Annotated in this window: 14 protein-coding genes; 7 read left to right on the top strand and 7 right to left on the bottom strand. The window is 74.3% G+C overall.

Translation table 11 applies throughout. The annotated features are described in order from the left end of the window. The first annotated feature begins 29 nt into the window (after positions 1–29). From ACIGXJ_RS36310 to ACIGXJ_RS36295, 4 genes are all read left to right on the top strand, one after another. Positions 30–8,225 (top strand): type I polyketide synthase, encoded by an 8,196-nt coding sequence (locus ACIGXJ_RS36310; RefSeq protein WP_399654962.1) that lies wholly within the window; start codon positions 30–32, stop codon positions 8,223–8,225. Between the two features lie 43 nt (positions 8,226–8,268). Beyond that, complete coding sequence (locus ACIGXJ_RS36305; protein ID WP_399654959.1) at positions 8,269–9,426, top strand: acyl-CoA dehydrogenase family protein; 1,158 nt, start codon at positions 8,269–8,271, stop codon at positions 9,424–9,426. Positions 9,427–9,844: 418 nt separating this feature from the next. Beyond that, complete coding sequence (locus tag ACIGXJ_RS36300; RefSeq protein ID WP_399654956.1) at positions 9,845–10,717, top strand: potassium channel family protein; 873 nt, start codon at positions 9,845–9,847, stop codon at positions 10,715–10,717. Between the two features lie 229 nt (positions 10,718–10,946). Further along, a complete protein-coding gene (locus ACIGXJ_RS36295) occupies positions 10,947–13,097 on the top strand; it encodes an alpha-galactosidase (RefSeq protein ID WP_399654954.1) in 2,151 nt (716 codons plus the stop codon). 174 nt (positions 13,098–13,271) lie between these two features. Here the strand turns inward: ACIGXJ_RS36295 and ppk2 are convergent, their stop codons facing one another. The 4 genes from ppk2 to ACIGXJ_RS36275 all read right to left on the bottom strand — a co-directional run bounded on the left by ppk2 (position 13,272) and on the right by ACIGXJ_RS36275 (position 16,545). Beyond that, positions 13,272–14,087 carry a polyphosphate kinase 2 gene (gene ppk2, locus ACIGXJ_RS36290; RefSeq protein WP_399654984.1) on the bottom strand — a complete coding sequence of 272 codons (816 nt, stop codon included), beginning with the start codon at positions 14,085–14,087 and terminating at the stop codon, positions 13,272–13,274. Positions 14,088–14,229: 142 nt separating this feature from the next. Further along, complete coding sequence (locus ACIGXJ_RS36285; RefSeq protein WP_399654951.1) at positions 14,230–15,558, bottom strand: phosphoribosyltransferase family protein; 1,329 nt, start codon at positions 15,556–15,558, stop codon at positions 14,230–14,232. A 23-nt stretch (positions 15,559–15,581) separates the two neighbouring features. After that, positions 15,582–16,166, bottom strand: a complete 585-nt coding sequence (locus ACIGXJ_RS36280) for a hypothetical protein (protein ID WP_399654948.1) — start codon at positions 16,164–16,166, stop codon at positions 15,582–15,584. Positions 16,167–16,278: 112 nt separating this feature from the next. Then, positions 16,279–16,545: a DUF1876 domain-containing protein gene (locus tag ACIGXJ_RS36275; RefSeq protein WP_399654946.1), complete on the bottom strand. Its 267-nt coding sequence runs from the start codon at positions 16,543–16,545 to the stop codon at positions 16,279–16,281. Between the two features lie 173 nt (positions 16,546–16,718). On the opposite strand from ACIGXJ_RS36275, the gene ACIGXJ_RS36270 reads away from it, so the two are divergent. The 3 genes from ACIGXJ_RS36270 (at position 16,719) to ACIGXJ_RS36260 (ending at position 18,907) form a co-directional block, all read left to right on the top strand. Then, a complete protein-coding gene (locus tag ACIGXJ_RS36270; protein ID WP_399654981.1) occupies positions 16,719–17,423 on the top strand; it encodes a transcriptional regulator in 705 nt (234 codons plus the stop codon). Continuing rightward, positions 17,420–18,397 carry a threonine/serine dehydratase gene (locus tag ACIGXJ_RS36265; RefSeq protein WP_399654943.1) on the top strand — a complete coding sequence of 326 codons (978 nt, stop codon included), beginning with the start codon at positions 17,420–17,422 and terminating at the stop codon, positions 18,395–18,397. Before ACIGXJ_RS36270 ends, ACIGXJ_RS36265 begins: the two co-directional genes overlap by 4 nt. Before the next feature lie 144 nt (positions 18,398–18,541). Beyond that, positions 18,542–18,907, top strand: coding sequence for a cupin domain-containing protein (locus tag ACIGXJ_RS36260; protein WP_399654940.1), 366 nt, complete (start codon positions 18,542–18,544; stop codon positions 18,905–18,907). A 103-nt stretch (positions 18,908–19,010) separates the two neighbouring features. Here the strand turns inward: ACIGXJ_RS36260 and ACIGXJ_RS36255 are convergent, their stop codons facing one another. From ACIGXJ_RS36255 to ACIGXJ_RS36245, 3 genes are all read right to left on the bottom strand, one after another. After that, positions 19,011–20,369 (bottom strand): VWA domain-containing protein, encoded by a 1,359-nt coding sequence (locus ACIGXJ_RS36255; protein ID WP_399654937.1) that lies wholly within the window; start codon positions 20,367–20,369, stop codon positions 19,011–19,013. Next, on the bottom strand, positions 20,366–21,223 hold the full coding sequence (locus ACIGXJ_RS36250) for an AAA family ATPase (protein ID WP_399654935.1): 858 nt from the start codon (positions 21,221–21,223) through the stop codon (positions 20,366–20,368). The genes ACIGXJ_RS36255 and ACIGXJ_RS36250 overlap by 4 nt, the downstream gene beginning before the upstream one ends. Before the next feature lie 88 nt (positions 21,224–21,311). Continuing rightward, complete coding sequence (locus ACIGXJ_RS36245) at positions 21,312–21,986, bottom strand: VOC family protein (RefSeq protein ID WP_399654932.1); 675 nt, start codon at positions 21,984–21,986, stop codon at positions 21,312–21,314. Between the last annotated feature and the right edge of the window lie 56 nt (positions 21,987–22,042).

The raw sequence follows: 22,042 nt of genomic DNA, 5'->3' as shown, positions 1-22,042 counted from the left end.
GGGGTAGAGAGGGCTGGAGCTCTATGGGCGTGAACGAGTTCGGGGAAGGGCTCACCGGGGTGGATCAGAATGCCGTAGCCGTCATCGGAATGTCGTGCCGGGTTCCCGGTGCGGAGGACATCCGTTCCTTCTGGCAGTTGCTGAGAGAGGGGCGGCAGGCGATAGCGGACGCGCCGGCCGACCGGTGGCCCAGGGACGTTCCCGAACTGGCCCGCCACCCCCAGGGCGGCTTCGTCGACGGCGTCGGCGACTTCGACGCGGGATTCTTCGGCATCTCCCCGCGCGAGGCCGCGGTCATGGACCCGCGCCAGCGCATGGTGCTGGAGCTGAGCTGGCAGGCCCTGGAAGACGCCTTCCTGCCGCCGGAGAGCCTGCGCGGCAGCGCCACCGCGGTGTACCTGGGCGCCACAGGCGACGACTACGCCTCCCTGGTGCACCGCCACGGCGGCGACGCGCTGTCCCACCACGCCGTCGCCGGACTGAGCCGGGGCCTGATCGCCAACCGCGTCTCGCACCAACTGGGCCTGCACGGACCGAGCCTGACCGTGGACACCGCCCAGTCCTCCTCCCTCGTCGCCGTGCACATGGCCTGCGAGAGCCTGCGCTCGAACGACGCGGACCTCGCCCTGGCCGGCGGCGTCCACCTGAACCTCGTGCCCGAGAGCACGATCGCCTTCGCCCGTGCCGGGGCGCTGTCCCCGGACTGCCGCAGCCACACCTTCGACGCCCGCGCCAACGGGTTCGTCCGCGGCGAGGGCGCGGGCGTCGTCGTCCTCAAGCGGCTGGCCGACGCCGTCGCCGACGGCGACCCCGTGTACTGCGTGCTGCTCGGCGGCGCCGTCAACCACGACGGCCCCGGCTCCCTGACCGTGCCCAACGCCCAGGCGCAGAGCGCCCTGCTGCGCGAGGCGTGCCGCGACGCCGGCGTGGCCGCCGACCAGGTGCGGTACGTCGAACTGCACGGCACCGGCACCCGGGCGGGCGACCCGGTCGAGGCGAGCGCCCTGGCCGACGTGTACGGCGAGGGTCGCGACACCACCCGGCCGCTGCTGGTCGGCTCGGTGAAGACCAACATCGGCCACCTCGACGCGGCCGCGGGCGTCCTCGGACTCATCAAGGTCGCCCTGTCCCTGCGCCACGGCGAGCTGCCCGCCAGCCTCAACTACGACACGCCCAACCCGGACATCCCGCTGGACGAGTGGAAGCTGCGGGTCAACGCCGCCGCCACGGCCTGGCCCGACGGACCCCGGCTGGCCGGCGTCAGCTCCTTCGGCATCGGCGGCACCAACTGCCACCTCGTCGTCGGCGCCCCCGAACCCCGCCCCGAACCGCGGCCGGCCGCCGAGGCCGCGCCCGGCGCACCGGTGCCCGTGATGGTGTCCGCGCGCACCCCCCAGGCGCTGCGGGCCCAGGCACGCGAACTGCTGGCCTGGGTACGCGACGACGACGGTCTCGGCCCGCTGGACGTCGGCCACTCCACCGCGACCACCCGGTCCCCGCTCAAGAACCGCGGTGTCGTCCTCGCCGCCGACCGGCGGGAACTGCTCGACGGCCTCGCCGCGCTCGCGGAGGGCACACCGTCCGCGCGGGTCGTCACCGGCACCGCGGCCGAGGGCGGCGGCGTGGTCTGGGTGTTCTCCGGCCAGGGCGCGCACTGGGTCGGCATGGCCCGGGGCCTGTGGGAGACCAACGAGGTCTTCGCCGCCCGCATGGACGAGTGCGAGCGCCTGCTCGCGCAGGTCGCGGGCTGGTCGCTGCGGGACGTGCTCGGCGACGAGGCCGCCCTGAAGCGGATGGACGTCGTGCAGCCCGCGCTGTTCGCGGTGATGGTGTCGCTGGCCGAGGTGTGGCGCGCGGCGGGTCTCACGCCCGACGCGGTCATCGGCCACTCCCAGGGCGAGATCGCCGCGGCCACCGCGGCGGGCATCCTCTCCCTCGCCGACGGCATACGGCTGATCGTCACCCGCGCCCGGATCATCACCGAGAAGCTTTCCGGCCGGGGCCTGATGGCGGTGCTCGACCTGCCCGCCGACCAGGTCGACCGGTCCAGGGTCTCCGTGGGCGCGGTCAACTCGCCCGGGACCGTGGTCATCTCCGGCGACCCGGACGCCGTACGCGAGGCCGTCGCCGACTGCGAGGCCCGCGGGGTGCGCGCCCGGATCGTCCCGGTCGACTACGCCTCCCACTGCGAGCACGTCGAATCGATCCGCGACGAGGTCCTCGAGGGCGTCGCGGGCGCCGCCACCACCGACACCGGCGTGGCGTTCTACTCCACCGTCGTCGCCGGACGCGTCGACCCGGCCGAGCTGGACGCCGAGTACTGGTACCGCAACCTGCGCGAGCCGGTGCGCTTCGCCGACACCGTCCAGGCGCTGACCGAGGCCGGACACGGTGTGTTCGTCGAGGTCAGCCCGCACCCGGTGCTGGCGATGCACATCGCCGCCACGGCCGGCTCGGCGGTCGTGCAGCCCACGCTGCGCCGGCACGAGGACGAGACGCACCGCCTGCTGCTGTCCATGGCCGAACTGCACACCCGTGGCGTCGTCCTGGACTGGAGCGGCACGTTCCGCGGCGCCCGGCGCGTACCGCTGCCGGCGTACGCCTTCCAGCGCGAGACCTACTGGGTCGACGGGGCCTCCGTCCAGACCCCCTCTCCGCGTCCCGCGCCCGCCACGGCGGCGCCCGCGGCCGCGGAGACCACCGTCGAAGCCACCGGGCTGTCCGAGCCGGAGCTGTGGACGCTGGTGCGCGGCGAGGCGGCGGTGCTGCTCGGGCACGCCGACGCCACCCGGATCGCGGCGGACAGCACCTTCAAGGAACTCGGCTTCGACTCGGTCACCGCGGTGCAGCTGCGCGACCGGCTCAACTCCGCGACGGGCCTGCAGATGCCCGCCTCGCTCGCCTACGACCACCCCACCCCCGCCGCCCTCGTACGGCACCTGCGGGAGCAGTTCACCGGGCCGGACGAGGCACCGGCCGGCACGCAGGCGGCCCCCGCCGGCGCCGCCGACGAGCCCATCGCGATCGTCGGCATGAGCTGCCGCCTGCCCGGCGGCGTCACCACCCCCGAGGACCTGTGGCGGCTGGTCGAGGGCGGCGTCGACGCGATCACCGGCTTCCCCGGGGACCGCGGCTGGCACATCGACGCCGACGCGGACTTCACCCCCACGGGCGGTTTCCTGGACGGCGCGGCCGACTTCGACGCCGGCTTCTTCCGGATCAGCCCGCGCGAGGCCCTCGCCATGGACCCGCAGCAGCGCCTCGCCCTCGAAGCCGTGTGGGAGGCCCTGGAACACGCGGGCCAGGACCCGGCCGAACTGCGCCGCTCCGGCACCGCCGTGTTCATGGGCGCCATGGCGCAGGACTACCTGCCCCGTCTGCACGAGGTGCCCGGCAACCTCGCCGGCCACGCCCTGACCGGCGGCTCCGGCAGCGTCGTCTCGGGCCGGATCGCCTACTCCCTCGGCCTTGAGGGACCGGCCGTCACCGTCGACACCGCCTGCTCCTCCTCGCTGGTCGCCGTGCACCTGGCCGCCCAGTCGCTGCGCTCCGGCGACTGCTCCCTCGCGCTCGCCGGCGGCGTCACCGTGATGTCCACGCCCGGCATGTTCGTCGAGTTCGCCCGGCAGGGCGGCCTGGCCGCCGACGGCCGCTGCAAGGCGTTCTCCGACGACGCCGACGGCACCGGCTGGTCCGAGGGCGTCGGCGTGCTGGTGCTGGAGCGGCTGTCCGACGCCCGCCGCAACGGCCGCCGCGTGCTGGCCGTCCTGCGCGGCAGCGCCGTCAACCAGGACGGCGAGAGCAACGGCCTCACCGCGCCCAACGGCCCCTCCCAGGAACGCGTGATCCGCCACGCCCTCGCCTCCGCCGGCCTCGCCCCGGACGAGGTCGACGCGGTCGAGGCGCACGGCACCGGCACCAGCCTCGGCGACCCGATCGAGGCGCAGGCGCTGCTGGCGACGTACGGCCGGGAACGCGAGGGCGACCCGCTGTGGCTGGGGTCGCTGAAGTCCAACATCGGACACACCCAGGCCGCCGCGGGTGTCGCCGGCGTCATCAAGATGATCATGGCGATGCGGGCGGGGCTGCTGCCCAGGACGCTGCACGCCGAGCAGCCCTCCCGCCGCGTCGACTGGACCTCCGGCGCCGTACGGCTGCTCGCCGAGCAGCGCGACTGGCCCGTGGCGGACCGCCCCCGCCGGGCCGGCGTCTCCTCGTTCGGGATCAGCGGCACCAACGCCCACGTGATCATCGAGCAGGACGACCTCGCCGAGCCCGCGGACCCGGCCGCCACCCCCGCCGCGGAGCCCCGGGGCGCCCTGGTGTGGCCGGTGTCGGCGCACAGCGCCCGCGCGCTGGCCGGACAGGCCGGCAAGCTGGCCGCCGCGCTCACCGACGGCACCGACGCCCACCCGGCCGACGTGGCGCGCTCCCTGGTCACCCGGCGCTCTGCCTTCGACCACCGCGCCGTCGTCATCGGCGCGGACCGGGCGGAGCTCCTCGCCGGTCTGGACGCCCTCGCCCAGGGCCGGCGCGACTCCGGCGTGGTCACCGGCCACGTCTCGGCGCCGCCCGGCGTCGGCGTCCTCTTCTCCGGGCAGGGCAGCCAGCGCCCGGGCATGAGCCGCGAACTGAGCGCGGCCTTCCCCGCGTTCGCCGCGGCCTGGCGCGAGGTCTGCGCGGCACTCGACCCGCTGCTCGAGCACCGGATCGACGACGTCGTCGGCGCCGAACCCGGCTCCGCGGCCGCCGCGCTGCTCGACGACACCGCGATGACCCAGCCCGCGCTGTTCGCCTTCGAGGTGGCCGCCTACCGGCTTCTGACCTCCCTCGGTGTCGAACCCGCCGTGCTCGTCGGGCACTCCATCGGCGAACTGGCCGCCGCGCACGTGGCGGGCGTGTTCTCGCTCGCCGACGCGGCCCGGCTGGTCGCCGCCCGCGGACGCCTGATGGCGGCGCTGCCGAGCGGCGGCGCCATGGTGGCCGTCCAGGCGAGCGAGGACGAGGTCCGCGCCGCCCTCGCCGGGCACGAGCACGCCGCCTCCGTCGCCGCCGTCAACGGCCCCGCCGCCGTCGTCGTCTCCGGTGCGGCGGACGTCGTCACCGAGGTCGCCGCGACCCTGGCCGCCGAAGGACGCAAGACGACCCGGCTGCGCGTCTCGCACGCCTTCCACTCGCCGCTGATGGACCCCATGCTCGAGGAGTTCCGGCGCGTCGCCGAGTCGGTCGCCTACGCACCCGCACGCCTCGCGGTCGTCTCCAACGTGACCGGCGCCCTCGCCGAACCGGGCGAGCTGGAACAGCCGGAGTACTGGGTGCGCCACGTACGCGACGCCGTGCGCTTCGCCGACGGGGTCGCCGCCGCCGTGAAGGCCGGCGCCGGGACACTCGTCGAGGCGGGCCCCGACGGAGTCCTCGCCGCCATGGCCGCGGACACCCTCACCGACACGGACGTGACGGCGGTCCCGCTGGTCCGCAAGGGCCGTCCCGAGACCCGTACGGCGGCGGAGGCCCTCGCCCGGCTGCACGTCGCCGGCGTCCCCGTCGACTGGTCCGCCTACCTCGACGCCGTCGGCGCCGCGGGCCGCCCCGTCGACCTGCCCACCTACGCCTTCGACCACCAGCGCTACTGGGCCGAGCAGGTGAGGCCCTCCGGCGATGTCGCGGGCGCCGGGCTCGAGCCGGCCGGGCATCCCTTCCTGGCCGCCGAGACCGAACTCGCCGCCACCGGCCTGCTGGTGTTCAGCGGACGGATCGACCTCGACGCCGAGCCCTGGCTCGCCGACCACACCATCTTCGGCACCCCCGTGTTCCCCGGTGCGGCCGTGGTGGACCTCGCCCTGCGCGCGATCGAGGACACCGGCTGCCACGCCGTCGAGGAACTCACCCTGCACGCCCCGCTGACCCTCGCCGACGGCGCCGTACGGGTGCAGGTCGTCGTCGGTGAGGCGGAGCGGTCGGGCAGGCGCCCCCTCACGGTGCACTCCCGGCCGGACTCCCGCGGCCCGGCCGCCTGGACCCGGCACGCCGCCGGGTACGTCACCCCGCAGGCACCCGCCCGTCCCGACCCCGTGGACGTCTGGCCCCCGCAGGACGCCGTCCCGGTGGACCTGAGCGGCTTCTACCCCGAGCTCGCCGACCGCGGCTACGGCTACGGCACGGCCTTCCAGGGGCTGCGCGCCCTGTGGCGGTCCGGCGACGAGGCCCACGGCGAGGTCGAGCTGCCCGAGCGGGTACCGCACTCCGCGGACGGTTTCGCCGTCCACCCGGCCCTGCTCGACGCCGCGCTGCACCCGATCCTGGCGCTGGTCCTGCCCGACGGCCCCGGACAGGCGATGCTGCCCTACTCCTGGTCCGGGGTCGCGGGCCACGCCCGTGTCGCGGGCCGGGTCCGGGTCCACGTGGCCCGCATCAGCGACACCGAGGTGTCGGTGACGGTCACCGCGGCCGACGGCGAGCCCCTGCTCACCGTCGACTCGCTGGCCCTGATGCCGGCCTCCGCCGACCAGCTCACCCGGGGCTCCCTCGCCGACTCCCTGTTCGCCGTGCGCTGGACGCCGCTGGAGCAGGGCCCGCAGGGGGCGGCCGGTCCTGGCGACGTCGTGCACATCGAGACGCGCGAACACCCCGACACGCCCACGGCGGCCCGGGCGTACGCCCGTGAGGCGCTGGAGCTGGTGCAGCGCCGGCTGAGCGACCACCACGACCGTCCGCTGGTCCTCGTCACCAGGAACGCCGTGGCGGCCCTCCCCGGCGAGACGCCCGACCCGGCGCTCGCCCCGGTCTGGGGTCTGGTGCGCTCCGCACAGGGCGAGCACGCCGGCCAGTTCGTGCTCGTGGACACCGACGGCAGCCAGGAGTCGCAGCGCGCTCTCGACACCCTCGACGTCCTCGACCCGAACCTGCCCGAACTCGTGCTGCGCCGGGGCACCGCCCACGCGCCGCGGCTGACCCCGCTGCCCGCCCCGGCCGGCACGGCCCACACCTGGGACCCGGACGGAACGGTCCTGCTCACCGGGGCCACCGGCGGTCTGGGCGCCATGCTCGCCCGGCACCTGGTCACCGAGCACGGTGTGCGCAACCTGCTGCTGCTCAGCCGTTCCGGCGCCGCCGACCTGGCCGCCGAGCTGTCCGGGCTCGGCGCCCGCGTCACCCAGGCGGCCTGCGACGTCTCCGACCGCGACGCGCTGGCCGAGCAGCTCGCGCGGATCCCCGAGGAGGCTCCGCTCACGTCCGTCGTACACATGGCGGGCGTGCTCGACGACACCACCGTGGAGCTGTTGACGCCGGAGCGGATCGACCGCGTGTTCGCGCCCAAGGCCGACGCGGCCTGGCATCTGCACGAACTCACCAAGGACCGGAACCTGTCGGCCTTCGTGCTGTACTCCTCGGTCGTGGGCGTCCTCGGCAACGCGGGCCAGGCGAACTACGCCGCCGCCAACGCCTTCCTCAACGCGCTGGCCGAGCACCGCGCGGCGGCGGGGCTGCCCGCCCTGTCGCTGGCCTGGGGCCCGTGGCAGACCGGCATGGCCAGCACACTCGGCCACAGCGACCTGGCGCGCTTCCGCCGCCACGGCATGGCTCCGCTGGCGGCCGAGCGGGGCATGGCGCTGTTCGACGCCTCGCTCGCCGTGGACGAGACGCTGCAACTGCCCGTGCAGATCGACCGGGGCGCCCTGGAGCAGGACACCGTGCCCGCGCTGCTGCACAGCCTGGTCCGGCCCGCGGCGCCCGCCCCGGCCGGGCCGGCCGCCGCGGCCGAGCCGCAGGAGAGCGGGGCGTCACCGATGGCCGCCAAGCTCGCCGGTCTCTCCCCGGAGGAACAGCGGGAGGAACTCGTGGCCCTGCTGCTGGAGACGGCGGCCGTCGTGCTGGGCTACCCCTCCGCCGACGACATCGACGCCGACATGTCGTTCCAGGAGATCGGCTTCGACTCCCTCAGCGGCGTCGAGTTCCGCAACCAGGTCAAGCAGGACACGGGCGTCCACATCCCGGCCACGGTGATCTACAACTACCCGACGCCCGCCGCGCTGGCGGAGCGGGTGCGGGAGCTGCTGTTCCCCGAGCCGGAGCAGGACGCGCAGGACACCGCCGGCGACCCGGCCGACGCCACGGGCGAACCCGGCGGACCGGCCGGGCCGGCCGAGCTGGACGACCTGGACGACCTGGACGAGATCGACGACCTCGACATCGAGGCACTCGTGCAGCGGGCGAATTCCGAATGATCACGTCAGTGCCCGGTGTGCCTGACCTGGAAGTGGTGGAGAGATGAAGCCGGAAGACCTGAAGGCCGTGCGTACGTTCGTCAAGGAGCATCTCGACGGCCGGCACACGGAGTTCGACGCGCTCGAGGACAAGCCGACGGACGTCTACGAGAGGTTCCGCGAGACCGGACTGGCCAACTGGTGGCTGCCCGAGGAACTGGGCGGCCGCGGACTGACCCTCGAGGACAGCGTCGAGATCGTCAACGAGCTCTCCTACGGCGACGCGGGAGTGGCGTTCACGCTGTTCATCTCGGTCCTCGGCACCAGCATCGTGCAGCTGTACGGCTCGGAGGAGCTCAAGGCCCGCCATCTGGCGCCGATGGCCGAACGCGGCTCCTTCTGCGCGACGCTCGGCAGCGAGCGGACGGCGGGCAGCGAACTCGCCAAGATCGAGACGGTCGTGGCGGCCGAGGGGGACGAACTCGTCGTCACGGGAGAGAAGTTCTTCTCCACCAACACCGACTTCGCCGACTTCCTCGTCGTCGTCGCCCGCTCGGCCGAGGACCCCGAGGCGTACCACGCCGTGCTGGTCCCGCGCGACACCCCCGGCGTGGAGATCGTGAGGCGCTGGGACGTCATCGGCCTGCGCGCCTCGCACACCTACGAGGTCAGCCTCAAGGGCTGCCGCGTGCCGGCCGCGAACCGCCTCGAGGGCTCGGGCCTGCGGCTGCTGGAGATCGGACTGAACGCCAGCCGCATCCTCATCGCCGCCACCGCGATCGGGATCGCCCGCCGGGTCCGGGACCACTGCATGACCTACGCCAAGGGCAAGCCGTTCCGCGACGGCACCCTCCTGGACAGCCCCGTGTTCGCGCAGCGGCTCGGCCAGATGGAGATGCAGATCGACGTCATGAAGAGCCACTGCCTGCGCGCCGCGCGCGAGTACGACGCCGTCATGGCCGACCCCGGCGCCCCCGCGCTCTTCCACCGCCAGGGCACCCTCAAGTCGGCGCTGACCGCGAAGATGTTCTGCGGCCAGGCCGGCTGGGAGGTGGCCGGCACCGGCTCGGAGATGTTCGGCGGCCTCGGCTACACGCACGACCTGCCCATCGGCAAACTGCTGCGCGACATCCGCTACGTCTCCCTCGTGGAGGGCGGCGACGACGTCCTGCGCGAGCTCCTCTTCAGCCGCTACGTCATCCCCGTACCGCGCCGCTCCTAGGGGGCTCGCCGATCATGCCGGGCTCCCGGCGCCCGGCACCGCGCCCCGCCGCGTTGTCGCCAGTCGCCGCCCCCCACTCTCGGCTTCGCTCGAGCGGGGGAGTCGGCAACCGGCGACAACGCGGCAGACGTGCGTGCCAGACCCCGTGACGCCGACATGATCCAAACGACAGGCCCCAGCCCCCGGGCGGGTCCGCCGGCCCGGGGGCGGATCCGCCCCGGAGGCGCGTACCCCGGCGGCTGCGGACGATGTGATCTCCGCCCGCGGCCCGGCTCGGGGTGGCGTTGGAACGCCGTGCGGCCCGGACGCGTGGCACACTGCGGGCAGTTATGTTCCGAATGCCCGGTACACCCGAAGTGGCCGTCGACCGGTCGCGCGGGTCCGCTCGCCGGGCGGGTGCTTCCGGGAGGGCGTCCCGATGACATGGCTGCCGACCGTCGCGGGCATGGGACTCGTCCTGGGCACACTGCGGGACGTCTTCCACACCCTCTGGCATCCGACCCGGCACGGCGGGCTGAGCCGGCTGGTGATGACGTCCCTGTGGTGGCTCTCCAACCGTCTGGCCCGGCGGCACCGGGCCGCCGGGCTGACGGGCCCCCTCGGCATGGTCGCCGTCGTCGCCGTCTGGTCCCTGCTCCTGGCCGTCGGGTGGGCCCTGATCTACTGGCCGCACATGCCCGAGCACTTCTCGTACGCCACGGACCTGTCCCCGCGCGAGCACTCGGGCTGGCTCGACGCCTTCTACCTGTCGATGGTCACCCTCGCCACGCTCGGACTCGGCGACATCGCCCCGGCCACCGGCTGGCTCCGCGTCGTCGCCCCCGTGGAGGCCCTCACCGGGTTCGCCCTGCTCTCGGCGACCGTGGCGTGGATCCTCGGCATCTACCCGGCCCTGGCCAGGCGCAGAGCCCTCGCCCTGCGCCTGTCCCACCTGCGCCGCAGCCGCGTCCCCGCGCAGGCCCTCGACTCCGACGGCGGCGCCGCGCTCCTGGACGGCCTCGCCACCGCGGTCTCGGTCGTCTCCGTCGACTTCATGCAGTACCCGGAGTCCTACTACTTCTACGACGCCGACGACAACACCTCCCTGCCGCTGCAGCTCGGCCACGCGATCACGCTGTCCGCGCAGGCCGCGGCAGCCACCCACCCCGACGTGCGCCTCGCCGGGGCGATCCTGCGGACCGCCCTGGACGACCTCGCCGTGATCCTCGACGACCGGTTCCTCCACACCGGCGAGGACACCGGCCACGTCATGACCGCGTACGCCGCGGACCACGGACCCAGCCGCTCCTGAGCGGGCCCGCGCGCCGCCCGCGGGCAGCTCTGCGACCAGGCCCGCGTCCTGGCGCACACGGCGTGAGCGTGAGCGCGCGCAGGCCGGCCACGAAGTCGCTGTGGCGGACGTCAGTTGACGGGCGGTGCTTCCGCGGCAAGAGTTTCCGGGAGCCGGTGCGACACCGAGGCCCCGATACCAAGACCCACGCTCTCCGGCCCGCCACCCCCTCCACCCCCAAGGGACCCCCATGCCCGACGACCTCCTCCACTTCCGCGCCGCCGGCACGAGCCTCGTCCTGGACTTCACCGGTGCCCTGCTGCCTCGGGTCGTCCACTGGGGCGCGGACCTCGGTGACCTCGGCCGTGACGCCCTGGCCTGTCTGGCCCTCGCCGACGCGCAGCAGGTCGTGTCGTGCTCGATCGACGAGCCGGTGCCGCTCGGCGTGCTGCCGCAGCTGTCCGCCGGGTGGCTCGGCACCCCCGGGCTCACCGGCCATCGCGAGGGGCAGGACTTCTCGACGGCCTTCACCGTGCGGTCCGTACGCCCGGAGAGCGGCGAAGGCCCGGTCGCGCACAGGGTGGCCGTGGACGCCGTAGACGAGCACGCGCGGCTCGCCCTGGCCCTGGAGATCGAGGTGACCCGGTCGGGCCTGGTCCGGCAGCGGGCCACCCTCACCAACGGCGGCGGCCGCCCCTACACCCTGGACGGCTTGCTGCTGACCCTGCCCGTGCCCGGCCACGCCACCGAACTGCTCGACCTCACCGGCCGGCACCTGCGCGAACGCGCCCCGCAGCGCCATGAGTTCACGGTCGGCACGCACCTGCGGGAGAACCGGCGCGGCCGCACCGGGATCGACGCGACGCTCGTCCAGGTGGCGGGCGAGAACGGATTCGGCTTCCGCACCGGTGAGGTGTGGGGCCTGCATGTCGCCTGGAGCGGCAACCACCGCTCCCTGGCCGAGCGCACCCCGGCGGGCGTACGGCTGCTCGGCGGAGGCGAGAGCCTGCTGCCCGGCGAGATCCGGCTCGGCGCCGGCGAACGCTACGACTCGCCCTGGATCTACGGCTCGTACGGACGCGGCCTGGACGAACTCGCCGCGCGCTTCCACGGCTGTCTCCGCGACCGTGCGCACCACCCGCGCTCCCCGCGGCCGGTCACCCTCAACACCTGGGAGGCCGTCTACTTCCGGCACGACGTGGGCAGGCTGAAGGCCCTGGCCGACGCGGCGGCCGAGGCCGGGGCGGAGCGGTTCGTCCTCGACGACGGATGGTTCCGCGGCCGTCGCGACGACACCGCCGGGCTCGGCGACTGGTACGTCGACGAGGACGTCTGGCCCGGCGGACTGCATCCGCTGGTCGACCATGTGCACGCTCTGGGGCTGCAGTTCGGGCTCTGGTTCGAGCCGGAGATGGTCAACCCGGACTCCGACCTCGCCCGCGCCCACCCCGAGTGGATCATGGCCACGGGCGGACGCACCCCGCCGGCCGCCCGCCACCAGCAGGTCCTCGACCTCGGCCACCCCGAGGCCTACGCGTACGTACTGGAGCGCCTGGACGCGCTCGTCACCGAGTACCGCATCGCGTACATCAAGTGGGACCACAACCGCGATCTGGTCGAGGCGGGCCACTCTCCGCTCGGCACGCCCGGGGTGCACGCGCAGACCCTCGCCGTGTACCGGCTCATCGACGAACTGCGCGCACGCCACCCCGGCCTGGAGATCGAGTCCTGCTCCTCCGGGGGCGGCCGGATCGACCTGGGCATCCTGGAGCGCACCGACCGGGTGTGGACCAGCGACTGCATCGACGCCCTGGAGCGCCAGCAGATCCAGCGCTGGACCGGGCTCCTGCTGCCGCCCGAACTGCTCGGCTCACATGTGGCCGCACCCGTCGCCCACACCACCGGCCGGGCCCACACCCTGGACTTCCGTGCGGCGACCGCACTGTTCGGCCACTTCGGCATCGAGTGGGACCTCACCCTGGCCTCCGCCGGGGAGCGCGCCCGGCTCGCGGAGTGGGTCGCGGCGTACAAGCGGCTGCGGCCCCTGCTGCACTCCGGGACCGTCGTGCACGGCGACCACCCCGACCCCGCCCTGTGGCTGCACGGTGTCGTCGCGGCGGACCGGGCCCACGCGGTGTACGCCCTCGTCCAGACGGCCACGAGCGTGGAGTCCCCGCCGGGCCGCGTCCGCCTCCCCGGCCTGGACCCGGACGCCGTCTACCGCCTGGCCCCGCTCGCCCCCGGCGACCGCCCGGAAGGGCCGACCGGCTCGGAGCCGCCGTGGTGGGGGAGCGGCCGGGTGGAGCTGACCGGACACGTCCTGGAGACCGTCGGCGTCCAGGCCCCGGTGCTGTTCCCGGAGCGCGCGGTCCTGGTGGAGGCGCGCCGGGCCGGCACCTGAGGCGCCGGTGCGCGCTGTACGGCGCGCGTCTGTACGGCCCGTTTCCGTACGGCCGCGTCTGTTCGGCCCGTTTCCGTACGGCCGCGTCTGTTCGGCCCGTGTCCGTACGGCCCGTTTCCGTACGGCCGCGTCTGTTAGGCCCGTGTCCGTACGGCCCGCGTCCGTACGGCGCGCTCAGAGGGTCGCCGCGTGGTCCGGGACGTAGGTCTGCAGATCGCGCGGCGGGCGCTCGTAGCCGGTGGACTCCGGGCGCTCCGGCAGCTCGAGCACCGGCGGCGGAACCTCCTTGTAGGGCACGGAGTCCAGCAGATGGGCGATCATGTTGATCCGCGCGCGGCGCTTGTCGTCGCTCTCCACGACGTACCAGGGCGCCTCGGCGATGTCGGTGTGCACCATCATCTCGTCCTTGGCGCGGGAGTACGCCTCCCAGCGGGTGATCGACTCCAGGTCCATCGGGGACAGCTTCCACTGCCGCAGCGGATCCTCCAGCCGCTGCCGGAAGCGGTCCTGCTGCTCGGCGTCGCTCACCGAGAACCAGTACTTGCGCAGCAGGATCCCGTCCTCCGCCAGCATCCGCTCGAAGATCGGGCACTGGCGCAGGAACCGCTGGTACTCCTCCATGGTGCAGAAGCCCATCACATGCTCGACACCGGCCCGGTTGTACCAGGACCGGTCGAACAGCACGATCTCCCCGGCGGCCGGCAGCTGCTCGATGTAGCGCTGGAAGTACCACTGGCCGCGCTGGCGCTCGGTCGGCTTGGGCAGCGCCGCGATCCGCGCGACACGGGGATTGAGGTGCTCGGTGACCCGCTTGATGGTGCCGCCCTTGCCGGCGGCGTCCCGGCCCTCGAACACCACGACCAGGCGGGCGCCCTCCGTCCGCACCCACTCCTGCAGTTTCACCAACTCGGTCTGCAGCCGCAGCAGTTCACGCTCGTACGTCTTGCGGGGCAGCTTCGCCGTCCCCGTCGCCGCCTTCTTGTCGCCCATGACGCCGCTCCACTGCCGGTCGAACACCAGGACGCCACCGTACTTTCCCGCCCCGCGCCCCGCACCCGGACACCCCGCCTTCACCGGGACTTTGGGACAACGCCCCTTCCCGGCCGGTCACTTGGATCCGTCGCGTGCCGCCTCACGCCGGACTGTGCTGCCGTACGGCGGTGCCGGGCCCGGTCAGATGCGAGGTGAACCAGTCCCGGGCCAGCTCGGCGACCATGCCCAGCGTGCCGGGTTCGGTGAACAGGTGGGTCGCGCCGGGCACCACCGCGAGCCGGTGTTCGCAGTGCAGCCGGTCCGCCGCGAGCCGGTTCAGGCTGAGCACCTGCGTGTCGAGACCGCCGACGATCAGCAGCGTCGGCGCCCGCACCCGGGCCAGCGTGGCGGCGGAGGCGAGGTCGGGGCGGCCGCCGCGGGAGACGATCGCCAGGACGCCGTCGTCGTCGGCCGCGGCCTCCAGACACGCCGCCGCCCCGGTGCTGGCCCCGAAGTAGGCCACCGGCAGACCCGCCTCGCGGCGCAGCCAGTCGGCGCTGCCCCGCAGCCGCCGGGCCAGGAGCAGGGTGTCGAAGACATTGGCCCGGTCGCCCTCCTCGTCGTCGGTGAGCAGGTCGAGCAGCAGCGTGCCGAGGCCCGCCCGGTTCAGTTCGGCGGCGACGTACCGGTTGCGCGGACTGTGCCGGCTGCTGCCGCTGCCGTGGGCGAACGCCACGACGGCCGGGGCGCCGCCGGGCAACGCGAACCGCGCGGCGAGGCGCACACCGTCCAGGGGGATGTCCAGCTCGGGGTCGGCGGCCTCGCTTCGTCTGGGTGCGGGCCGCTTCTCGCGCTGTTCGGCGGCCCGTGACAGCAGCGTGGTGACCTCCGTGTCGGAGGTCTGGCCGAAGTCGCGGTACCAGGCGCCGACCGAGCCGAACGCGGCCGGCGCCTCCAGGCACAGCACGTCGTCGGCGACGTCGCGCAGCCGGGACAGCGTCCGGTCGGGGGCGACCGGCACGGCCAGCACGATCCGGGCGGCGCCCTGTCCGCGCACCACCCGGCACGCGGCCAGCGCGGTGGCGCCGGTGGCGAGGCCGTCGTCCACGACGACCACGGTCCGCCCGCGCACCGGGACGGGCGGACGCCCCACCCGGTAGGCGCCGACCCGCCGTTCCAGCTCGGCGCGCTCGCGCTCCTCCACCCGCGCCTGCTCGGCCGGGCTCACCCCGGTCGCGTCCAGCACGTCGTCGTTGAGGACCCGCACCCCGTGCTCGCCGATCGCGCCGAAGGCGAGCTCCGGCTGCCAGGGCACCCCGAGCTTGCGCACCACCAGCACGTCGAGCGGGGCGTCGAGGCCGCGGGCCACCTGGTAGGCGACCGGGATGCCGCCGCGCGGGAGCCCCAGCACGACCGCGTCCGCCCCGCGCAGGCCGTCGAGGGCGTCCGCCAGCCGGCGTCCGGCGTCCACGCGGTCGTCGAAGCGCATCCGGCCACCTCCTCGCGGGCCGGTCAGCCCGTCTTGTGGCCGCCCCAGCGCGGGCCGACCAGCTCCCATTCGCGGCCCCACAGGTCCAGGCGCCGCCTGTCCAGACGCCACCGCACGACGGCCCCGGCGCCCACGACCGTGCCGGAGAAGGCGATCGCGGCGGCCCCGCCGAGCAGACCGGCCTCGACGGAGGCCTCGGCGCTGGTGGGCGGTTCGGGGGCGAGCGTGCCCCGCGCGTCCTGCCAGACCACGACCGCGGACCCCGTCCTGTGCCCGCGCTCGACGAGGGCGACGCCGGTCCGCGTGGTGCCGTCCGGGGCGGTCCACCGCACCTTCGCCCTGACCCGGTCGGCGACGGTGCCCGCGTGCGGGCCGTCGGACGGGGCGTCGGCGAGGACCACCGCGCGTACGGGGGTGCGTTCGGCACGCTGCTCGGCGAACGAGGCGTCGGCGGCGCGGGCCACTAGGGCGCCGGTCACGATCCCGCCGACGAGGGCGATCAGCCACACGGCCAGCACGACCCAGGCCTCGACGAGGTCGTCACGCCGCCGCAGCGGATTCGTGCGCCACCGCCAGAGCCACCGCTTCGAGTACCCGCAGCCGTGCATCGGTTCGCACCTCTCTCCAAGGGTCACACTCCGCCGCGGCGGCGTCGAGCCCTGGCCCCGCTCCGCCGGGCGGGCCGGCGTGGCGGGGCCGGGTGTGCCGGGCCGGTGTTCGTCACCTGGTGACGGGTCCCGCCAGGTCCACGATGTCGTCGGCGGCCACGTCGTGCAGCCGGATGGCGAGGTCCTCCAGCGCGCGGCTCGCGGCGAGTTCGTCGCCGATCTCCGGGATGGGCCGGTCCATGGGGTTGCGCCGGGCGATGCCGCGCCCGATGACGCTGTCGGACTCGGCCGTGCCGCCCGTGGAAAGGACGGCCCGCGCCTGTGTGTCGTCGCCGCTCTCGGTGATGTAGATCTGCACGGTCCACTGCTTGGCTTCCATCGCGCTCACTCCTGTAGGGCCGCTCCCCCCTTCCCTCTCAGCGTGCGCCCCCGTGGCGCGGCGGTCCAGTTCCCCCGAACGGGTGTTGCGGACGCCCCGCCCCATGCGCTTAGACTGTCTGTACATACATTGGACTCACAGTCCAGACGGTGGGGGAGGAGGGCGGACAGCACATGGCCGGCGAGCAGGACCTGGAGCAGGAGCGGGACGCGATCATCGCCGCGCTCACCCCGGTCGTCGAAGGGATCGCGGCGACCTTCGGCCCCGTCTGCGAGGCCGTGCTGCACGACTACCGGCGGCCCGAGAAGTCCGTGGTCGCCGTGGCCGGTTCGGTGACGGGACGCACGGCCGGCGCGGCGATGAGCGAGATCGGCATGCGAGTCCTGGCGCGCGGCGACGAGGCCGCCGACGAGCTCGACTACCGCACCCGCACCCCCGACGGGCGGCTGGTCAAGTCGTCCACCGTCGTGCTGCGCGACTCCACCGGCGCGGTCTTCGGCGCCCTGTGCCTCAATCTCGACATCGGCGCGGTCTCCCAGGCCCACGCCCTGCTCGGCGCGCTCGCCGGACTGGGCGGCGCCCCCGCCGCCGACCTGCCCGTCACCACCTTCGCCCACGACATCGACTCCGTGATCGACGCCGTCGTCGACACCCACCAGCTCCACCGGCACCAGAACTGGGCCGGCCTGGACCGCGCCGCGAGACTGGACCTGTTCCGCAGCCTCGACGAGCGCGGCGTCTTCGCCGTACGCCGGTCCGTCGAGCAGGTCGCCGCCCGGCTCGGCATCTCCCGCGCCTCCGCCTACAACTACCTGTCCCAGGCCCGGGCCGCGGCACCCACCGACCCGGCCCCGGACCGGAAGGGAGCCCGCCCATGACGACCACCACCCCGCCCGTCACCCTCGACGACGTCCGCGCCGCCGCCACCCTCCTGGACGGCGTCGCCCATCGCACCCCCGTGCTGCGCTCACGCACCCTCGACGCCCTGACCGGCACCGAGGCCCACCTCAAGTGCGAGAACTTCCAGCGGGTGGGCGCCTTCAAGTTCCGCGGCGCCTTCAACGCCGTCTCACGCCTCACCGCCGGGCAGCGGGCGCGCGGCATCGCCGCCTACTCCTCCGGCAACCACGCCCAGGCCGTCGCCCTCGCCGCCCGTGAGCTGGGCACCACCGCGGTCATCGTCATGCCCGAGGACGCCCCGCGCTCCAAGCGGGAGGCGACCGAGGGCTACGGCGCCGAGATCGTCACCTACGACCGCTACAGCGGCGACCGTGTCGCCATCGCCGAGGCTCTGGCGGCGGAGCGCGGCCTCACCCTCATCCCGCCCTACGAGCACCCGCACATCATCGCCGGACAGGGCACCGCCGCCCTCGAGCTGCTGGAGGAGACGGGGCGGCTGGACTCCCTCGTCGTGCCGGTCGGCGGAGGCGGGCTGATCGCCGGGAGCGCCACCGCCGCCAAGGGGCTGTACCCCGGTACCCGGGTCGTCGGCGTCGAGCCGGAGGCCGGGGACGACACCAAGCGCTCCCTGGAGGCGGGCCGGCGCGTCAGCGTCCCGGTGCCGCACACCATCGCCGACGGACAGGCCCTGCACACACCCGGCGAGCTGACGTTCTCCCTCAACCGGCGACTGGTCGACGAGATCGTCCTGGTCACCGACGACGAGATACGGGCCGCGATGCGGTTCGCGTTCGAACGGCTCAAGATCGTCCTGGAGCCGAGCGGGGCCACGCCGCTGGCCGCACTGCTGACCGGCCGCATCGGCGGCGCCTCCCGCCGCACCGGACTCATCCTGTCGGGCGGCAACATCGACGCCGGCCGGTTCGCGCGGGTGTGCGCCGGAGGTGAGTGACCCCTCGTTCGAATGGCGGACTCGGGCTCCACGGGCGGACGATGAGAGGGAAGGGCCCGGCCCTCCGCGGAGCCGTTCCCGGCCCGGGAACGGGAGACGGGGACCGGACCCGGCCGTCGGGAGACGGCGGGAAGGAGGAGCGTCATGCTGGAGGCGAAGGCGCTCGACACGACCGATGATCGGCGCGAATTCCCCCACGGTCACCTCGAAGCGGTCCACCTGCAGGGGTGCGACTTCGCCGTGGCGACCTTCGAACCGGGCTGGCGCTGGTCCGAGCACATCGGCCCCCTCGCGGGCACCGACAGCTGCCAGATGAACCACAACGGCTACATCGCCCAGGGCCATCTGCACATCCGCATGGACGACGGCACCGAGAGCGACGTCGGCCCGGGCGACGTCTTCGTGTGCTCGCCGGGCCACGACGCATGGGTCGTCGGCGACGAGACCTGTATCGCCTACGACTTCGAGGGCCAGATGGCCAAGGAGTACGCCAAGGACAAGGAGGGCTGAGGCACAGGGGCGAGCCGGACAGGTGAGCCAGAGGGGCGAGACCGAGGTGCGATACAGCGGGGCCGGGCGGCAGTCCCTATGACCCCGGGTGTCCTCCGGCCGCTCACACGGGAAGCAACCGGCCGACCAGATCACCGAGTTGGCGCGCGGTGCGGCACTCGTGCATCTCCACCAGTCCGGCGTAGTCCGGCGCGGCCGAGTCACCCGTGCCCCACTGGGCGCGCGGCTCGGGGTTGAGCCAGTACACGCGGCGGGCCCGCCCGGCGATCCGGGAGAGCGCGGGGAGGTTCGGATCGGCCATGTTGGTCCGGGCGTCCCCCAGCACGAACACCGTCGTGCGCGGCCCGACCGCGTCGCCGTAGCGCTCCGCGAACTCGCCGAGCGCCATGCCGTAGTCGCTGCTGTCGTGCCAGCCGGCGATATGCGCCTCGGCGCGGATACGGGCGCCGAGCCCCTCGGGGTCGGCGCGGCCGTGCACCAGCAGCCCGGTCACCTCGTCGACCCGGTTGACGAAGGCGAACACCCGCACCTTGCTGAACTGGTCGTGCAGCGCCTGCACCAGCAGCATCGTGAAGTCCGAGAAGCCGGACACCGAACCCGACACATCGCACAGCAGCACCAGTTCCGGCCGGACCGGCCGGCGTCTGCGCAGCACCGGGCGCATCGGCACCCCGCCCGTGGACAGCGAGCCGCGCAGCGTCCGCCGCAGATCGATGCTGCCCCGCGCGGCCCGGCGCCGGCGCGCGGCCAGCCGGGTCGCCAGCTTGCGCGCCAACGGCCGCACGGTCCGGCGCAGTTCGGCGAGCCGGTCCTTGCCCGCGTACAGGAAGTCGACCCGGTCGGCGGTCGGGGCGACGGCCCGGCGGGCGATCTCGTCCCGGCCGCGCCGCTCGGCCACCCGGCGCCGTGCCTCGGCGGCCACCAGCCGGCGGAACTCCTCGATGCGCCGGCGGATCTCGTCCTCCAGCAGCCGGTCGGCGAACCCGGTCCGCGCGCCGCTCGCCCGTGCCTCGTCGCGGACCCGGGCCAGCAGCGTTTGCGGGCGCAGACGGTCCAGCGCCTGGGACGAGGACCAGCCGTCGGAGCCGGAGGAGCCGCCGTAGCCGCCGAAGCCGTCGACCGCCTCCACCGCGAGCCGGGCCATGGCCGCACGGTCGTCGGCCGCGAGCGCGGCGGCGAGCCGGTCGCGCAGCTCGTCCCGGTCCGCCGAGGACTCCTCGGGGCCGCCTACCGCCCGCGGGAAGTACAGGTCGAAGACCGGGTCGAACACCTGCCGCTGGGCGGGGGAGTGCAGCAGCGTGGCGGCCAGCCCCTCGCGCAGCACCTCGCGGTCGGTGAAGCCGAGTGAGGCCGCGGCCCGCGCGGCGTCCACGCTCTCGCCGGTGCCGATGCGCAGTCCGTGCGCGCGCAGCGCCGAGACGAGCCCGGTCAGCCGGGCCGTGACGTCCGCCGGGGCCGTCACACGGCGTCCAGGTCGAGCTTGGCGGCCGCCTTCAGCACGTCGTCCTGATGCTTGAGGACGACGCCGAGGGTGTCCCGTACGACAGTCTCGTCCAGGGTGTCCGCGCCGAGCGCGAGCAGAGTGCGCGCCCAGTCGATGGTCTCCGCGACCGACGGCACCTTCCTGAGGTCCATGGCGCGCAGCGCCCCCGCCACCCGCACCACGGACGCCGTGAGCGCCTCGTCCAGCTCGGGCACCTTCAGCCGGACGATGCGCCGCTCCAGCTCCTCGTCGGGGAATCCGATGTGCAGGAACAGACAGCGGCGGCGCAGCGCCTCGGACAGCTCGCGGCTGGCGTTCGAGGTGAGCACGACGAACGGGCGGCGGGTCGCGGTCACCGTGCCCAGCTCGGGCACGGTCACCTGGAAGTCGCTGAGCACCTCCAGGAGCAGGCCCTCCACCTCGACGTCGGCCTTGTCGGTCTCGTCGATCAGCAGCACCTTGGGATCGTCGCCCCGGATCGCGGTCAGCAGCGGGCGCGGGAGCAGGAACTCCTCGCTGAAGATGTCCGTACGGGCCTCGTCCCAGCTCTCGTCCCGGCCGGCGCTGATGCGCAGCAGCTGCTTGGCGTGGTTCCACTCGTACAGCGCGCGGGACTCGTCCACGCCCTCGTAGCACTGCAGCCGCACCAGCCGGGCACCCGCGACCGCCGCCACCGCCTTGGCCAGCTCGGTCTTGCCCACGCCCGCGGGCCCCTCGACCAGCAGGGGCTTGCCCAGCCGGTCGGCGAGGAACACCGTGGTGGCCACGGAGGGGGAGGCGAGGTACCCCGTCTCGGCGAGGCGGGCGGTGACGTCGTCGACGGAAGTGAACAACCGGGCCTCCGGCGGTCGGCAGCAGTGACTCCACCTATCTAAGCGCTTGTTCAGCACCGTGTCACTGCTTCACCGCCGCCGAGAGCGCCTACCCGCGCTCCAGGGCCGTGCAGACGCAGACCTTGTTGCCGTCCGGGTCGGCGAGCACCGTGTACGAGGGCGCGTTCGAGGTGTCGACGACCGTGCCGCCCGCGGCGACGGCCGCCGCGATCCGGGCGTCCGCCACCTCGGGCGCCAGCCACACGTCGAGGTGCCAGCGCTGGCGGGGTGTGTCATGTGGATCGGTGGGCTGGAACCACATACTCGGCACCCGGTCCGTGGGGTCGAAGACCGTGTCGTCCACGCTGTGGCCCGGCTCCCCGGTGAGCAGCGCGGACCAGAACGGCGCCAGCGCCGGCCGGTCGGCGGTGTCCAGCGCCAGCTCCACCTGCGCCACCTCACCGGGCACGGCCGTCAGTCCGTGCTCCTCGGCGAGGCCGCTGACCGTGCGGGCCAGCTCCACGTCCGCCGCGGTCACCCCGCGTGCCCCGGTCGTGCCGTCCACCGTGCACAGCGCGACGTCGACACCGCCCCGCCCCCAGCGGATCTCCGGCTCGCGCCCGGCATCGCCCGCCGCCTTCGCCACGGCGGCCACGAACACGGCCCCCGTCACCCGGTCCCCGACCCGGTACCGCGCGGCCAACGGCTGCGCCAGCTTCCGCCAGTCCCCGAGCCCTCCGGCCTCGATCTCCCGCAGCACTTCCCGATTGCTGAGCATCTCCATGGGGCCATGCTCCCAGCGAGGCGCTCCCGCGGTCGCCCCGACGCGGCGGGGCGGGG

The organism is Streptomyces sp. NPDC053367 (assembly GCF_044545925.1).
Lineage (GTDB): Bacteria > Actinomycetota > Actinomycetes > Streptomycetales > Streptomycetaceae > Streptomyces.
Note: the sequence above shows the minus strand (reverse complement) of the source record. Positions and strands in the feature narration are given on the sequence as shown.

Coding starts and splice junctions, on each gene's coding strand:
- ACIGXJ_RS36305 (WP_399654959.1), top strand. CDS start 8,269: ATGAAGCCGGAAGACCTGAAGGCCGTGCGTACGTTCGTCAAGGAGCAT.
- ACIGXJ_RS36300 (WP_399654956.1), top strand. CDS start 9,845: ATGACATGGCTGCCGACCGTCGCGGGCATGGGACTCGTCCTGGGCACA.
- ACIGXJ_RS36295 (WP_399654954.1), top strand. CDS start 10,947: ATGCCCGACGACCTCCTCCACTTCCGCGCCGCCGGCACGAGCCTCGTC.
- ppk2 (WP_399654984.1), bottom strand. CDS start 14,087: ATGGGCGACAAGAAGGCGGCGACGGGGACGGCGAAGCTGCCCCGCAAG.
- ACIGXJ_RS36285 (WP_399654951.1), bottom strand. CDS start 15,558: ATGCGCTTCGACGACCGCGTGGACGCCGGACGCCGGCTGGCGGACGCC.
- ACIGXJ_RS36280 (WP_399654948.1), bottom strand. CDS start 16,166: ATGCACGGCTGCGGGTACTCGAAGCGGTGGCTCTGGCGGTGGCGCACG.
- ACIGXJ_RS36275 (WP_399654946.1), bottom strand. CDS start 16,545: ATGGAAGCCAAGCAGTGGACCGTGCAGATCTACATCACCGAGAGCGGC.
- ACIGXJ_RS36270 (WP_399654981.1), top strand. CDS start 16,719: ATGGCCGGCGAGCAGGACCTGGAGCAGGAGCGGGACGCGATCATCGCC.
- ACIGXJ_RS36265 (WP_399654943.1), top strand. CDS start 17,420: ATGACGACCACCACCCCGCCCGTCACCCTCGACGACGTCCGCGCCGCC.
- ACIGXJ_RS36260 (WP_399654940.1), top strand. CDS start 18,542: ATGCTGGAGGCGAAGGCGCTCGACACGACCGATGATCGGCGCGAATTC.
- ACIGXJ_RS36245 (WP_399654932.1), bottom strand. CDS start 21,986: ATGGAGATGCTCAGCAATCGGGAAGTGCTGCGGGAGATCGAGGCCGGA.